The organism is Desulfobacter hydrogenophilus (genome assembly GCF_004319545.1).
Taxonomy (GTDB): Bacteria; Desulfobacterota; Desulfobacteria; order Desulfobacterales; family Desulfobacteraceae; genus Desulfobacter; species Desulfobacter hydrogenophilus.
Window position 1 is genome coordinate 1,648,301 of the sequence record NZ_CP036313.1, and the last position, 15,324, is coordinate 1,663,624.

Sequence of the window (15,324 nt, forward strand, 5' to 3'; positions counted from 1 at the left end):
AATATCTCGTTACTCTTTTATCGTATAGAGAATAAATAATTGTTACTGCGAACGGCCAGCACAAACAGCTGGCCGTAATGGGTTTTAAAGGAGAGAAGGGTTTCCATTTTTTCACCGGCCCAAAAGCAGCGCATGGCCCGGATTACGCCGGCATGGGTGACCAACAGGGTATGCGATGACAGGGACAGTTCACTGAAAAAAAGAGACGCCCGCTGGAAAAGGTCTTTGAAGCTTTCTCCGGCCGGGGGTCGGAAACCGTAAATATCCCGGCCCCGCTGTTCAAAAAGATCCGGATAGTTGGTTTTGATGTGCTCAAAGTCCTGACCGTCCCAGTCTCCCAGGTTGATTTCGTTGAGGCGGCGGTCGATAATGGGTGCGCTGTCAGGGTAGGCAAGGGCTGCTGTTTCCCGGCACCGGGTTAAGGCCGAGGTGTAAACCTGTTTGAAACGGATAGCGGCCAAGGGAACCTGCCACCTTCTGGCCTGTTCCCGGCCTGTGTCGTCCAGGGGAATGTCGGTGCAGCCGATGAACCTGCGGGTGCCGTGCCCCTCGATCTGACCGTGGCGCAGGATGAAGAGCAAGGGGCCTTTATCCGAGAATTTCCCCGAGAGATCGGCCGGCAGCTGATTCGATCCGGGCATGTATGTGCTGAGCAGTTTCAAGTCTTTTGTAAATTTCCTTTTTGGCATGGGGCAGCCGGCTTGCCTTTTCGTGGAACCGGCCTGGGTAATCCAGATCCAGCCGGTCTCCCCTGCAGAGTTTATCCGCAAGAAAGACAATCTGGGTTTCATCCAGTTCCGGGCCGGGGGTGAGATCCATGTGGGCAGCCACGATGTCTGCGGCCTTTGGGAATCCCAGGCGTTGGAGAAAACGGCTTCCAGCCTCGGCATGGTGGGCTTTTTTTCTTTTAATGTCATGGAGCAGCGCCCCTGCCCGGATGAGGTTGATATCAAGATCAAAACCCCACGGACGGAGGTCCCGGGCAAGTGTCAGCGCAGTGTCACAGACCCGGTCCAGGTGGGCCCGGATTGCCGGGGCATCGGCCAGTTCCCGGTCGATGATAGACCGGCATTCCGTTTCATCGGGAATTTCCAGCTTCTCATATTTTTGTTTTACCCGGCCATAGTCGTCCGGGGTGTCGGCATCCATGAGGATGCCCCGGTCGTGGACCGGCAGTTGGATGATGTGGCTTGGGTCTGAAAACAGGATCTGCCTCAGGTTGGTGTCGGGATGAGCGCCGGTTATGGCGGGGATCAGCCGGGCCGGGATCAGGGGCGGGTGACCGGTTTCGCCTTTGAATGCCGGTACAATCAGGGCATCTTTGTCCTCCTCGAATTTTCTACGAATGAGGCCTATGGTGGCGGGCCGGATGGCCGGGGTGTCGGCAGGCAAAAGAAAGAACCCCGTTATGCCCGAAGGCAGGTCGGCCACCCCGGTGCGGATGGAGGAGAACATGCCCGAGGCATAGTCCGGGTTAAACAGGGGGCGGGCCCCTGCCGCTTCAACGGCCGGTGCCAGGCGGTCATGGTTGTGGCCGGTGACAACGATGATCTCCCTGATGCCCGCAGTTTTGAACAAAGCGATGACGCTTCCAATCATGGTGGTCCGGCCCAAAGGCAGCAGCGGCTTGTACCGGCCCATGCGGGAAGAAAGACCGGCCGCCGGGATGAGGGCGGCCGTCATCAGGAGGGATTCCCCTTATTTTCCGCCCTTACGTTGATTAATTCCCCTATGATGCTCACGGCGATCTCCGCCGGGGTCTCGGCCTTGATTTTCAGGCCGATGGGGGAATAGATCTGTTCCAGCCGGGCCGGTGCCACCCCTTTTTCCATCAGGTTGCCGTAAATCTGCTTCTTTTTCTTTTTGCTGCCGATCATGCCGATATAGGCGGCGTCGGTTTCCAGGGCCTGTTCCAGTACCGTCTGGTCGTGGAGATGGCCCCGGGTGAGGATAACGATATAGGCATTGCCGTCAATGTCCAAGCCGTCAAATGCAGTGGAAAAATCATCCAGCACCCTGATCTCACCGGCATGGGGGAAACGTGCTTCATTGGCGAACTCAGCCCGGTCATCGGTGACCACGCAGGAAAAATCAGTCAAATTGGCCATTTTTGCCAGCTGGAACCCCACATGGCCGGCCCCGAATATGTACAATGTATCCGGCCGGCTCAGGGGCTCAATAATGAATTCGTCCAGCCCATAAAACTGCCGCACCGGGCCCGGGCCTGTAAACCGGTTTTCCCCGGCCGCATCCATGAGGGCCTTGGGCAGCATGCCCGGACCAACCACTTCACCCTGTTCCGCCACCAGGCTGGTTTCTGCAATTTTGTCCGCGGTAATCCGGGTGACGACCAAAGCCTTTTTCCCCTTGCCTTCCAGGTCTGCCAGGTTCTGCCAGACCTGAATTTGTTCCGGGGGATAGGGGGGCACAAAGCTGCGGAGCCAGACCGTGAGACTGCCCCCGCAGACCATATCCATACCCGCTTTTATTTCCTGGTCCAGATTAAAATCCATGATTGCTGACTTAGGCCGGTCCAGCAAATCTACACATGCGTCAATGACCTTGGCTTCCACCAGTCCGCCGCCGATGGTGCCGGATATGCGTTTGTCCCGCCGGACCAGCATCTTGCTGCCCGAGGTCCGGGGGGTGGAGCCCTTGTGGCCGATGATCACGGCCAAGGCAAACGGTGTGCCGTTGTTCAAAAGATCCAGGCTTTCCCGGATGAGTGATGTCATGTCAATTTACTCCTTGGGGCCGGGGCTCTATTTTCCGAAACTGCAGTCCGGATACCTGCAATCTTTGCAGTTGGAACAAAATCCGCCGTGGCCCATCATGATGATGTCCTTTTTCTCAACCGTTTCCCCGGCCAGCACCCGCGGCACCACCAGATCAAAGATGGAGGCCCGGTGGTACATGACACAGCCGGGCAATCCAATGACCGGAATGTCGTTGATATAGGCCAGCATGAACATGGCCCCGGGCAGGACCGGAGCTCCGTAGGTGATGATTTTTCCCCCGGCGGCCCGGATGGCGGCGGGGGTCAGGTCGTCGGGATCCACGGACATACCGCCGGTCACAGCAATCATCTGTGCGCCGTCGGCAATGAGGTCCCGGATGGCGGAGACGGTCATCCCAAGATCGTCAGGCACCACCCGCCTGTCCATGATCCGTGAGCCCAGGTCATTGAATTTTTTTTCCACCACCGGGCCGAACTTATCCCTTATCCGTTCATGGAAGACCTCGGAACCGGTGACCACCATGCCTACGTCCAGGGCAGCAAAGGGTTTAACCTCAATGATGGGAAAATAGTCTTTACAGACTTTCTCAGCATCGCCCACCTGTTTTTCCGGTACGGTTAGGGGGACCACCCGGGTGCCGGCAATCTCCTGTCCATCTTCCACGCTGCGGTTGGTGTGCAGGGAGGCGAAAATCACATCCTGAACCGAGTTGAGCTGTGTCAGGCCCTCCACATTTATTTTGAGCAGGCCGTGGGTCCGGGATGAAAAACCCACCTTGCCTTCCCTGGGGGCAGAAATATCGATATTGGGCCCAAGAGCGGCTTTCGCAATGCGCAGGGCCGCCTCATTTTCATGGACCTCGTTTTTCAGGCCGGCCACATAGATATGCTCCTTGCCAATATCCAGCAAAGCATCCACGTCCGCTTCCGTGATGATATGGCCCTTCCTGAATAACGGGCCTTTAAACAAATCCGGAACGATCCGGGTGATATCGTGGAGCAGGACTTTTCCCACAGCGTCCCTGACGGGCAGGGCCTTTACCTTGTTTTTCTCATAGTATTTCAATGTTCTACCTTAATTAAATTGGATCTGTCGTTTCGTGACATAGGTGTTACTAAAATCAAAGGCACGGACAGCGATGCTGCCCATGCGCAGCCGACCAGATTCAAGGGCAGTTGTTAACCCAGGTGACGGGCCCGGGTCAATATAAATCGGTTGTGTCAGCGGCTCAAGTCCCATGAGTTCAATGTCCAGGGTTGGAATGGCTTGCCTGGAATTTATTTTTGTATATATGCAGGCCGTAAAGTCCACCACGCCCGGCAGGGAAAAGAGGAGGTCATCCAGGTCAACGATGGTCAGATCGTGGCGACCGGCGGTCTCGGCTTTCACCGCCTGGCGGTTCCTGACCCGGTCCAGCCGGGGAAAGGGGCTGCCGCAGGCACAGGGGGTCTCCAGAATCCGGGAGACATCCCCGGTCCGGTACCGGACCAGGGGCATGCCCTTGCGGTTCAGGGTGGTAACGACGATTTCCCCCCATTGTCCCGGTGGCAGAGGATTGCCGGCCGGATCGACGATTTCAAAAAACAGGTCGGGGTGCCTGATATGCAACATCCCCCGTGCCGGGCACTGAATGGCCCCGCCGAACCCCGTTTCCGTCATCCCGTAATGATTCAGCACTTTTGCGTCCAGAAGGTGTTCCACCCGCTCCACCAGGGCCACCGGCACATGGTCGGCCGTGAGAATGACATGGGGAATGTTGGGCAGGGTACCCGTGGATTTCATATATTCGCACAGGGCCAGGACCTGGACGGGCATACCGATAATCAGGCTCGGGCAGGTTGCCCTGACCAGGTCGGCTGCCGGGCTGAAGTCCCGGATAATACCGGGAACCACAGGGCGGGCCTGGGCGGCTTCCATGGCGGTTCTAATCAGGTCTCCGGCGCTGGCCCGGGTATCACCAGGCAGGAAGATGAGACCGGTTTCCCCAGGGTTCATGATGATCGTGAGTATGGCCTTGAAAAAATCCACGACGCGGCCAATATCTTCATCCGTGAAAAAAATTCGTTTGGGGGCAGCGGTGGTGCCCGAGGTATTCAGGGTGACAATACGGGAGATCTCCCCCTGGGAAAGCGCCAGAAAGGCTTTGGGATTTTCCCGGATATCCGTCGGCCGGGTAAAGGGCAGGGCAGCCATATCTTTAAGGTCCAGAAGTGGGATATCTGCAATATCGGAAAGGGCGTCCCTGTAAAAGCGGCTGTGATCCCGGGCATGGGTGATGGTGCAATTCAACGCCGCCAACTGATGGCGGCCAAAGGCCTCAAGCTGGGCGGCTGGAGATGACGGCAGCCCCATTGTCCGGTTCATCCAGGTATCAAGAAAGGGAGTGTTCATGGCTTCCGATACAATCCTTTACCGTCGGCCCGGGTGAGGTTGTAGGCGCAGAAGGGGATAAGGCGGCCGTCAGGGGCCACGCTATGGATGCAGCAGCCTTTGAGCCGCTCAAGGTCCAGGTTCCAGGCATCCTGGAAGGCCATGCCCGATACCGAGAACATCCGGGTCCGGGCCTGGCGGATGAATTTGTCCAGGCCGTCTTCATTTGTGGCCGGTGCCCACGGGCCAGGGACCTTCAGCGGCGCCTTCCAGTGCTCGGCTACGGAATCCCTGGCCTGTTTGGACCCCTGCTCCGCCTGCACCGGTGTGCAGCAATCCGTGTTGAAGGCGGTCAAGGCCGAGGGCCGACCGTTGTCCCGGATGATGAACTTACCGTTGAACGAACACAAGGCATGTTCACAGGCCGAGGGTCTGAACGCCGCCGCCTTGAACTGCCCTTGGGTCTGTACCTCGATTTCTTTGAGCACTTCCGGGATTGTGATCCTGCGGTCGTCTTTGGGGGCCTCTCCATGGCGGCCGAAATAGGAGACCGGCTGGAAATGGACCCCCCGGATGCCCGGGGCATGGTCCAGGCCGAATTGGAGAATGGGCCCGATCTGGTCAATATTGACGCCCGGTACCAGGGTGGGCACCAATATAACGCCGATGTCATTTTCAACACAGGCAGCAACAGCCCTTTGCTTATCTTCAATGAGGGGGCGCCCCCGCAGGGCATTATAAACGATATCCGTCACCCCGTCGAACTGAAGAAAAACAGAGGCAAGCCCGGCATCTTTCAACCGGGGGGCAAGGTCCGGGTCCCGGGCCAGGAGAAAGCCGTTGGTGTTCAGCTGAACAAATCTAAATCCGGTTTCCACGGCCCGGGAAATGATCAGGGACAGGTCCGGTCGGATAGTGGGTTCTCCCCCGGAGATCTGAAGGTTGGCATCAGGACTGACCTTGTGGACTTTTGCCAGAAGATCGGTAATTTCTTCCAGACAGGGGTCTGTCGCATTCCCAGGACCAGACTCGGCAAAACAAAATCGGCAGGAAAAATTACAATTTGGGGTAATTTCAAGAACGGCGGTGCAGGTGTGCTGCCGGTGTTCCGGGCAAAGGCCGCAGTCAAAGGGGCAGCCTTTATCCACCGGGGTCATGTTGAACCGCTGTTTTATGGGCAGCTTGGGCCGGGTCCAGTTTTCATAGTTTTGGCGACCTTCCCAAAATCGGGTCTTGAACAGGCCGTGGACCGGGCAGGTTTTTTCCAGGAAAATCGAGTCATTTTCCACCACATGCCGGGCTTCAATGGGTGTCAGGCAGACCGGACAAAGGCTTTGGGTCTGGTGCAGGATGTCACGGCCCTTATTCATTATCAAGATCCGCCGGGTCCATTTCATGTTCGGTGAGAATATTCATCAGGGCCTCGTGGGCCTGGGCCAGAAGGGCCGGACAGGTTTCCGGGTTGAGATTGGGATAATGCGCCCCTGCAATCTGTCGACATTGGATACCCTTAGGAGCGGCTGTGGTGAAAAACGCCTTGAAATCATTTTGCATGGAGGCCCTCAGATCCGGCTCTTGGGGCGCATACATGGCCAGAATACAGAGTCCGGCGGTGAGAATCCCGCAGGTGCCTGTCTCAAGTTTCGAGCCCATGCACAGTCCCCGGGCAAAATTGACCAGTTCCCTGTTTTCCAGGTCTGCCAGATCCAGAACCAGCTGCACCATTATCTGACTGCAGCAATAACCTTTGCTTTTTAATTTTAATATTTCGATATTATCCATTTTTATGCTGTCATCTTGTCTGCAACGATCAGGCAATATCCGGGTTTGAGTTTTCCGGCCCGGCATTGGGTACCCTGGCAGTCATGAAAAATATCACCGGTCAGTGTTTTCCAGAAGTTGTCCAGACTGCCGTGTTTAAATACCATTTCACAGGCCATTTGCTTTAACAGCCGGGTGTGGTCTTCCCATATTCGGATTTTAAATCCTGCCTGTTCAATGATCCGGGTTAAATCCGTTTTATTCAGCGCCCCGTCCAGGCAGGTGAGGGCAGGGCGCTGGAGGGCTGCCGGGGGTGCCCCGGGAAGATACAGGTCCGTGAGCACCAGATGGCCTCCCGGCTGGAGCAGCTCGAAAAAAGTATATAGGCAGTCCCGCTTATCCGGCACCAGGGAGAGGACGCATTCACAGAAAATCCCCCTGAAGGCGGCGGGTGCAAAGGGCAGGCGGGGCAGCTTTGCCCGTATGCCGTTCCAGTCCTGTGAGCCGGCCGTTGCACGGGCCATGCGTTCCGCCGAGGCATCCATACCAAAAACCCTGAACCCTGCGTCTTCACACAAGAAGGTGCAGGTAGCCCCGCATCCGCATCCGGCATCCAGGACCCGATCCCCCGGGGCCAGCGTACAATGGTCCAGGGCCGCCCGGGTCAGGATGAGTCCGCCGGGCCGGTGGGTTTCTATGCAGTCTGTGTGAAAATTATTTATCCTCAAGAATCTTTTCCACTTCAGCCATCTTCCCCCGGGCCAGTTCCGGAGAGATGAATACGGTCCCGCAGCTTTTGCACTGGGGCAGGTCCACATCAAACCGGGAATCCAGGTAACCCACATGATTCTTAACGCTTTCCAGGGGCGCGCGGCAGCTTCCGCACTGCAGCCCCTGGCGTAGATCTTCTATGGGAGCGCCTGTTTTAAATTCCTGGGCCGGAATCACGGTCATTCGATGGCTCCAGGCATCCAGGATCTCATATGCCCTGTCACGGGCCTTGAATTCCACCCAGAAGCAGACATTAGCCGGCCGGAAAAAGGCGATTTCAGTCTCCGTTTCCCTGTTTATAAAATACTGTTTCTCCGCATCGGACTCGTAATGGGCCAAAACCTTTTCAATATCCGAGACAAGAATGAATTCATCTTCAATCCGGGCCAGGGTGTCCTGATGAATAATAATTTTCTGCCCGGCCGGGGTCAAGGGAATGCCGTCCCGGGAAGCGCCATGCCCGGTCATCTCCTGTTTAAATCCGGCTAGGTTTCTGCGCCGCCTTGAAAATCCAGGGTCCTGCCGTTTTTCCGGATGGTCGGTTTCCGGCCAGAATAGATCCAGAATATGGCGGGTATTTTTCCCGGCCCGGGCCAGGCGGTCCCGGCACATGGCACAATAAGCAATATAGTCCAGAGGGCTTTCTTCCGTTCGTTTTTGGATGATGCTGCCGGCAAGGTCAGGATTGGCATTGAATACAAGGCCGCCAAAACCGCAGCATTCTGTCAGCTCCCCGGCATTTTCCAACTCGGTTATGGCGATGCCCCTGGATTGAATCAGGTTCCTGACGGCCTGCTGGGTATCGTCGTCTTTGCGGGCCGTACAGGGATCGCTGACGGCCACAGAACCGGCAGCGGCCTGATCCGGTGCAGGGAGAGCAGGATTACCGGCCATTTCCTTGTACAGGGATGAAATCCGGACCCCGGGCAGTACCTTTTCCAGCATCTGGGAGCAGGAGGTGCAGGCCGTGATGATCCGGGGGGCTCCCCAGGATTCCCACAAGGTTTTAAGTGTGTTGCCTGTTTCTTCAAACAGGGCCTGGCGGCCGGCCCAGAAAGCCGGCGCCCCGCAACAGCCGGATATAATTCCGGTGTGACTATCAACGGTCTTTCTCAGCCATGCCCATACCGCTTTCACCTGATCCGGTGATGAGCCCGTAAGCTGGCATCCCGGAAAGAAAACGGCTTCAGAGGTATCTGTGTCCGGCGCATGCATGGAGAAAAAGCAGGCCGCCCCATTGGCGTGGGCCATTTCTCCAAGAGCGAATTCATGGGCCGATGGGGGCATTTTATCATCGGCCACCATCTCCCGCCGGGCGGAGAGACACAGGTCTGCCATGGAAAAGTCATTGGGGCAGACCGTTTCGCACTGTCCGCACAGGCTGCAGGAATTGATCAGGGTGTTGGCCTTTTTTTCCCCCATGACAATGGCCAGATTGTTGTAAATTTCCCGGGCGTATTTCCCGGGATGGCCCTTGAAACTTTCAAGATAGGTGTTGCAGGCCCGGATACACCGGGAACAGTCGCATTGAATGCAACGCCCGGCCTCTTGTGCCGCCTTTTCAAGGTCGTATCCGGCTTCTCCTTTAAATTCGATTTTGGGAAGGATGGCCTCCCGGCTGATGTCCGTGGACAGCTTTGTTTGAATAACCCCTTCCTTGTCCCGGCCCGCAGTCAGTGATACCCCGGACAATATCCTGTCCATGGAGGTGGCGGCTTTTCTACCCTGGAATGCAAAGGCAATGGGATAGGTTTCGGAAGTGACCATTTCTTTGTTCCAGGGAAAACCACCGGCAAAAAGTTTCGAATCGGATACCGATTGCAATGAAAATTCGTCCACAGGAACTGTTTGCGGACCGCCCGGGGCATCCATACCGATATATACGGCCTGGAACTGGTCTTTATTTTCCAAAAATGTGTCATACCCGGTCTGGGGGGTAAATGTAACACCGAATTTCTTGAGGCGGGTAAGTTCCATCTCTATAATAGAAACGGGTAAAACGTTTCCGTCCAGCCGATGAAGGTCTCCACCCAGCGTCTCTTGTTCAAATACATTTACCCGATAGCCTTTGAGGGCAAGGTCCCATGCTGCTGTGAGGCTGGACAGACCGCTGCCCCAGATACCGATGTGGGTATTCTTTGCCGGCGGGGGAAAATATTTTTTCTGCCGGCGCCGGTTGCTGGCGCAGGCCCGCTCCATCTGGCCGATGGAAAGGGAGGCATCCAGACGTTGTCGGATACAGGCCGATTCACAGGGATGGTCGCAGATCCGGGTGATGATTTCCGGCAGGGGCAGGGTCTTTTCCAGAATTTTAAAGGCCTTGTCCGTTTCTTTCTTTACCATCCGGGCCATGAAGGATTTTACATCCACATGAAAGGGGCATGCCGCCGTGCAGAATGCCGGTTCTTCCTGGATGCACTTTGCTTCAAATGCAATAAGTTCGGATTTTTCCATAATTTATTAAACTGCCGGGGTAAGCCCCGGCAGTATTTTTAGCTATTAGCCTTTCAGTTCAGCCAGAACCTTGTCCGGTGTAGCCGGCAACCGTTTAACCCGCGCACCGCAGGCATTATAGATGCCGTTAATAATAGCGGCATGGGGAGCGGTCAGGGGCAGTTCGCCCACGCCGGCAGCCCCGAAAGGACCATGTTCCCTGGGGGCTTGCACATAGATAAGCTCCATCTCGTCGGGGATATCCTTGATATAGGGGAAGCCTGCACCCATCATGGTGGAATGCTTCTTGATGTCTTCGTAATCTTCGGTCAGGGCGAAGCCAACACCCTGGGCCAGACCGCCGTACATCTGGCCGTCCACCACCAGTTTGTTGTTGATCTTGCCCACATCCGCCACTGCAGTTATTTTGGTCACCTTGGTTTTGCCCGTGGCAATCTCAACGCAGACCTCAGTCATGAACAGGCCGTACATGTATACGGCAAAGGGGCTGCCCTGGCCGTTTTCATCACAGTCTTTGGCAGGCGCAGTCCAGGCACCGGTGTATTTCACGGGAATGTTTTCAGCCTTCATTTCCTCGTAGGTCCGGTAGGTGCCGTCGCTCTTTTTCATACCGCCCATGAGCAGCTCGCAGGCGGCTTTGGTGGCCTGTCCGGTGACGACCTGGGAACGGGAACCCCCGGCAGGGCCGGAGTTGGGGGTTTTGGAGGTATCGTTCATGACCAGCTTGATCTGATCCGGGGCAATGCCCATGGGCCGCAGGGCTTCGTGGGCTGTGCCCAAAGTGCCCATGTCAGCGCCCTGTCCGTGATCTTCCCAGGAATTGAATACGGTGATGGTGTTGTCTTCGTTGAGCTCTGCATGAGCCTCGGAGGTGTCCGGACCGTCAAGGCCGCAGCCGTATACGCCCACAGCGATGCCAACACCGCACTTTTCGGTGTCGGTGGATTTTTTGGCGGCTTGGGCTTTGGCGGCCTCATATTTGGGTTTGAGTATGTCAAACATTTCCGGCAGGCTCCAGGAATCCGGGGTTTGGCCTGTGGGTGTGGTGGCCCCTTCCCGATATACGTTTTTATATCGCAGATCAAAGGGGTCCATACCCAGTTTTTCCGCCAGCATGTCCATGAGAACTTCAGAAGGAAATTCTATTTCCGGTGCGCCGTAGCCCCGGAATGCAGAGCCCCAGGCGTGGTTGGTGCAAACGGTCCGGCCTTCGCCCCGGATATTGGGGATATTGTAACCGGCACCGGCAAACTGGGCCCCGCGCAGGGTCAGCAGATCGCCGAATTCAGAATAGGGACCGTGGTCAACGCTCCAGTCCGATTCCATGGCCTTGAGGGTGCCGTCCTTGTCGGCGGCCAGGCGCAGATTTGTCAAGAAGGGGGAGCGTTTGCCCGTATATGTCTGCTGTTGCTGCCAGTCATAGTTGAGGAATACGGGTTTACCCGTGGCCATGGCTGCGACCCCCACCAGGGCTTCCATGGTGGGGGAAAATTTATAGCCAAATGTGCCGCCGGTGGGATTCTGGACCAGGGTGAGTTTTTCCGGCGCAATGCCCAGACCCGGGGCGATCATGGCCAGATGGAGATGAATACCGATGGATTTGGAATGGATGGTCAGGGCACCGTCTTCGCCCTGGAAGGCAAAACCCACGTCCGGCTCAATGGGCATATGGGGCTGGCGGCTCGTGTAGAAATCATCTTCAATGGTGACATCAGCGGACTCAAAGATGGGAGCGGTGTCCTCGCCTTTTTTGACTTTCTGAATATAGTAAACATTGGGGGTGCCCGGATGAATCTGCATGGCATCTTCGGCCATGGCGGCCGGGGCGCTCATGTATTCGGGCAGCAGTTCCAGGTCCACTTTTACCTTGTCGGCAGCGGCCTTGGCGTTTTTCTCGGTGTCGGCGCAGACAATGGCAATGGCGTCGCCGTACTGGAATACCTTTTCATCACAGAGGATGGGCCGGTCCCAGCCGTCGCCTTTATTGGTGGGAAAGGTGATCAGGCCGGAAATCCGGTTTTTGCCCTGGACGTCTTTATGGGTAACAACCTTGTAGACACCGGGCATCTTTTCGGCTTCGGAGGTGTCAATGGATTTGATATTGGCATGGGAGACCTTGGCCTGCACCAGCGCCAGTCTCAAGGTTTCTTCGGGCATCTTTATGCCCAGATCCGCACCGTAATCCAGGGTGCCGGTGACCTTGGCAACGGCGGTGGGACGGGGATATTTGGTGCCCCAGATCCGTCCGTCTTCGGGAATCTTAAACAGGAGGTCATCCATGGTCATTTTGCCGTTAAGCACCTTGGCGGCGTCCATAACGGAATCCACCAGTTGCTTGTATCCGGTGCAGCGGCAGGCGTTTTTGTGTTTCTGGAACCAATCCCGGATATCCTCGCGGGTGGGATCCGGAATGGTATCCAGCAAGGCCTTGGAGGAGACGATGAATCCCGGGGTGCAGAAACCGCACTGGGCGCCGCCGTGGGCAATCCATGCCGCCTGGATGGGGTGGAGGTTGTCCGGGGTGCCGATGCCTTCGATGGTGGTGATCTGGGAATCATCCGGAACCCGTTTCATTTTGGTAATGCAGGAACGCACCAGTTTAGAATTCAGAATAACGTTGCAAGCGCCGCACTGGCCCTGGTCGCAGCCCACTTTGACCCCGGTGAGGGAGAGGCAGTTCCGGAGCACCGTCGAAAGCGTGTCATCCTCATTCACAAAAACGGTTCTCGGAATACCGTTTACCATCAATTTTTTACCGATCATTTAAATCTCCTTGTCTGTTTTTATCAAAAATTGAGCCTTAAGAAGGAAGCGTAGTGCGTTTGGACCGGGAGGAGGAAGGCTCCTTTTTTGTTTTATTTTGTATGTTTATAGAAATAATTAGTCAAGTTTATAATTAATTAATGATTTCTATGACAGATATTGACTTAAAATAACTTTCGAGCAGGGGCGGCTCTCATCGAAATGGGGCCAGGAATTGGGGTCAGGGTGAAAATGGTTGAAAAACCCCAAAATCGTAAATATTGCTTTAAATTAAATTGTGGCGTATGACTGAAAAATAAATTTTTGACGCCGGCCCCCGGGCGAAGGGGTTGCAGCAAGGAGAACAGACCGTGTCAGAAATCAAATCCCAAGATAGGCTCCACAGAATCCGGCACCGGCTCCACGAGATTATTTTTGAAGCCGATACCCGGGCCGGTAAATGGTTTGATCTCATTCTCATTCTCTCCATTCTGTCCAGCGTCCTGGTGGTGATGCTGGACAGTGTGGCCACGATAAAAGTCAGCTACGGACCCCTTTTGTACGGGATTGAATGGGGATTTACCCTCCTGTTTACCCTGGAGTACCTGCTGCGTCTCTTCTGTGTGACAAAGCCTTTGCGTTATGCCTTTAGTTTTCTGGGGCTTGTGGACCTTCTGGCAGTGCTGCCCACCTATGTGAGCCTGGTCCTGCCGGGAAGCCAGTACATGCTGGTGATCCGTATTCTCAGGGTGCTCCGGGTCTTCAGGGTGCTGAAACTGGCCTCTTATGTGGGAGAAGCCACTATCCTTATACGGGCACTTCTGGCCAGCCGCCGCAAGGTCGTCATCTTTCTTTTGACCATTGTCACCCTGGTGGTGATCTTCGGTTCCCTTATGTACCTCATCGAGGGGAAAAAAAATGGCTTTACCAGTATTCCCAGGAGTATTTACTGGGCCATTGTAACCATGACCACCGTGGGATACGGAGACATTTCCCCCAAGACTAACCTGGGCCAGGGCCTGGCCTCGGTGATCATGATCCTGGGCTATGCCATTATTGCCGTGCCCACGGGCATTGTCACGGCGGAGCTGAGCCACGCCACCCGGAAAAAAATCTCCACCCAGGCCTGCCCGGCCTGCATGGCCCATGGCCATGATCCGGACGCGGTATTCTGCAAATTCTGTTCAGAGCGGCTGAATCCTTCAAGCAACAAATAAGGCTTGATCGGTCCGATGGCGGTGCCGGACGAACACGTACCGGAATTTGACATAAGGAAATGAAGTGAACCAGAAAGAACAAAATCTGTGGGAATACGTCCCCCTGGCAGATTATGCCGCTCCCCAGGCCACCATCTCCCGCACCATAAAAAGCGGGATAAAGGGAATTTGGCAGCGGTTTCAGCAGCAGGACACCCCGGTTCATCAGCCTGCCCAGGATCTGGAATACCTGCCACCTTCTGCGGTTGAAAAAGTTGCGCCATCCTCGCATTGGTCCGGGGCTGTCCGAACGCTTGAAATCGCGGTAAAAAATAAAACCGGATCGGCGGAGGCCCCGTCTGTCATGATGGTGGTCGGCCTGCCCGGCAGCGGCACTACCCAGATCCTGTCCCGTCTGGCCAAATCCCTGGGATGGCGGCTGATTCCAGCGCCGGATCCGCGACAAATTCTCACCCAGGATCTGGCCTGGCTGGACTGGACAAAATCCGCAAATATCCCCTGGGTGCTCCCCGACCTGGGTAAGACCTATCTGCGCCATGTTCGTGGACTAACCCTGGTCCGCAAACTCCTGGACAGGATCAATTCAAAGGCTGCGGGCCTCGGGGTTGTCGGATGCGACTCCTGGGCCCTGTCCTATTTGCGACGGGTGCTTCCGGTCTCGTTTCCAGAAGCGGTGGTAGCCCAGGCCTTTGACGATCACGCCCTGGGCAGATGGCTGGGCCAGAGGGCAGATAAGGGATGCGGTCAACAGATACGCTTCCGCCAGGCAGACAACGGAAAAATCGTTCTACCTGCAGATGACGATGCCAAGGCAAGCGCCTTTATCAATCAGCTGGCAGCCCGCAGTTTCGGTATCCCGGGCATTGCCCTTGAGATCTGGCGGCGGGCTCTGAAACGGGAACCGGATCAGACCGCCGGTGACCAGGCATCTGAAACAGAGCCCGACGACGGGATCACCATCTGGGTGGAGCCCTGGGAAAAGATGCCGTCGCTTGTGGTCCCTTCGGACCTGGGACCGGCAGCCCCGCTCCTCATGCACAGCCTGCTGCTTCATAACGGGCTGCCCCGGGACCTTGCCGCCGACCTGCTTCCCTTTTCCGCCACTCAGACAGGCCGGACACTTCTGGCGCTGACTGACGCCGGAATTGTGCAGACCCACCAGGGGGAATTGAAGATATCGGCCCGCTGGTATCCATCCGTGAGGGCCTACCTCAACGGGGAAGGCTATCTGACTGACCAATTCTAAGAGCTTGTTTGATAATTAAAGGAGG

General features: G+C 56.0%; 12 protein-coding genes. 2 read left to right on the top strand and 10 right to left on the bottom strand.

What is annotated here, in order from left to right; genetic code table 11:
- Positions 1-17: 17 nt before the first annotated feature.
- Genes EYB58_RS07060 through EYB58_RS07105 form a run of 10 tightly spaced genes read right to left on the bottom strand, consistent with a single transcriptional unit; the run spans position 18 to position 12,857 of the window.
- Entirely contained in the window at positions 18-662 is a 645-nt protein-coding gene (locus EYB58_RS07060; RefSeq protein WP_242637585.1) for a histidine phosphatase family protein, read from the bottom strand.
- Positions 589-1,683: a DVU_1551 family NTP transferase gene (locus tag EYB58_RS07065; protein WP_111953728.1), complete on the bottom strand. Its 1,095-nt coding sequence runs from the start codon at positions 1,681-1,683 to the stop codon at positions 589-591. The genes EYB58_RS07060 and EYB58_RS07065 overlap by 74 nt, the downstream gene beginning before the upstream one ends.
- A complete protein-coding gene (locus EYB58_RS07070; RefSeq protein ID WP_111953726.1) occupies positions 1,683-2,735 on the bottom strand; it encodes an XdhC family aldehyde oxidoreductase maturation factor in 1,053 nt (350 codons plus the stop codon). Before EYB58_RS07070 ends, EYB58_RS07065 begins: the two co-directional genes overlap by 1 nt.
- Before the next feature lie 27 nt (positions 2,736-2,762).
- Positions 2,763-3,803: a molybdopterin-binding protein gene (locus EYB58_RS07075; RefSeq protein WP_111953724.1), complete on the bottom strand. Its 1,041-nt coding sequence runs from the start codon at positions 3,801-3,803 to the stop codon at positions 2,763-2,765.
- 9 nt (positions 3,804-3,812) lie between these two features.
- A complete protein-coding gene (locus EYB58_RS07080; protein ID WP_111953722.1) occupies positions 3,813-5,129 on the bottom strand; it encodes a DVU_1553 family AMP-dependent CoA ligase in 1,317 nt (438 codons plus the stop codon).
- Entirely contained in the window at positions 5,126-6,481 is a 1,356-nt protein-coding gene (gene trsS, locus EYB58_RS07085) for a radical SAM (seleno)protein TrsS (RefSeq protein ID WP_111953884.1), read from the bottom strand. The genes EYB58_RS07080 and trsS overlap by 4 nt, the downstream gene beginning before the upstream one ends.
- Positions 6,471-6,890, bottom strand: a complete 420-nt coding sequence (locus EYB58_RS07090) for a DVU_1555 family C-GCAxxG-C-C protein (protein ID WP_111953720.1) — start codon at positions 6,888-6,890, stop codon at positions 6,471-6,473. The genes trsS and EYB58_RS07090 overlap by 11 nt, the downstream gene beginning before the upstream one ends.
- Positions 6,891-6,892: 2 nt before the next feature.
- A complete protein-coding gene (gene trsM, locus EYB58_RS07095) occupies positions 6,893-7,597 on the bottom strand; it encodes a DVU_1556 family methyltransferase (protein ID WP_163354280.1) in 705 nt (234 codons plus the stop codon).
- Positions 7,584-10,094: a pyridine nucleotide-disulfide oxidoreductase/dicluster-binding protein gene (locus tag EYB58_RS07100; protein ID WP_111953716.1), complete on the bottom strand. Its 2,511-nt coding sequence runs from the start codon at positions 10,092-10,094 to the stop codon at positions 7,584-7,586. The genes trsM and EYB58_RS07100 overlap by 14 nt, the downstream gene beginning before the upstream one ends.
- A gap of 45 nt (positions 10,095-10,139) precedes the next feature.
- Positions 10,140-12,857, bottom strand: a complete 2,718-nt coding sequence (locus tag EYB58_RS07105) for a molybdopterin-dependent aldehyde oxidoreductase (RefSeq protein ID WP_111953714.1) — start codon at positions 12,855-12,857, stop codon at positions 10,140-10,142.
- A 350-nt stretch (positions 12,858-13,207) separates the two neighbouring features.
- On the opposite strand from EYB58_RS07105, the gene EYB58_RS07110 reads away from it, so the two are divergent.
- On the top strand, positions 13,208-14,053 hold the full coding sequence (locus EYB58_RS07110) for an ion transporter (protein WP_207309140.1): 846 nt from the start codon (positions 13,208-13,210) through the stop codon (positions 14,051-14,053).
- A 64-nt stretch (positions 14,054-14,117) separates the two neighbouring features.
- Positions 14,118-15,299 carry a hypothetical protein gene (locus tag EYB58_RS07115; protein ID WP_111953712.1) on the top strand — a complete coding sequence of 394 codons (1,182 nt, stop codon included), beginning with the start codon at positions 14,118-14,120 and terminating at the stop codon, positions 15,297-15,299.
- Positions 15,300-15,324 lie beyond the last annotated feature (25 nt).

Coding starts and splice junctions, on each gene's coding strand:
- EYB58_RS07065 (WP_111953728.1), bottom strand. CDS start 1,683: ATGACGGCCGCCCTCATCCCGGCGGCCGGTCTTTCTTCCCGCATGGGC.
- EYB58_RS07070 (WP_111953726.1), bottom strand. CDS start 2,735: ATGACATCACTCATCCGGGAAAGCCTGGATCTTTTGAACAACGGCACA.
- EYB58_RS07080 (WP_111953722.1), bottom strand. CDS start 5,129: ATGAACACTCCCTTTCTTGATACCTGGATGAACCGGACAATGGGGCTG.
- EYB58_RS07090 (WP_111953720.1), bottom strand. CDS start 6,890: ATGGATAATATCGAAATATTAAAATTAAAAAGCAAAGGTTATTGCTGC.
- EYB58_RS07100 (WP_111953716.1), bottom strand. CDS start 10,094: ATGGAAAAATCCGAACTTATTGCATTTGAAGCAAAGTGCATCCAGGAA.
- EYB58_RS07105 (WP_111953714.1), bottom strand. CDS start 12,857: ATGATCGGTAAAAAATTGATGGTAAACGGTATTCCGAGAACCGTTTTT.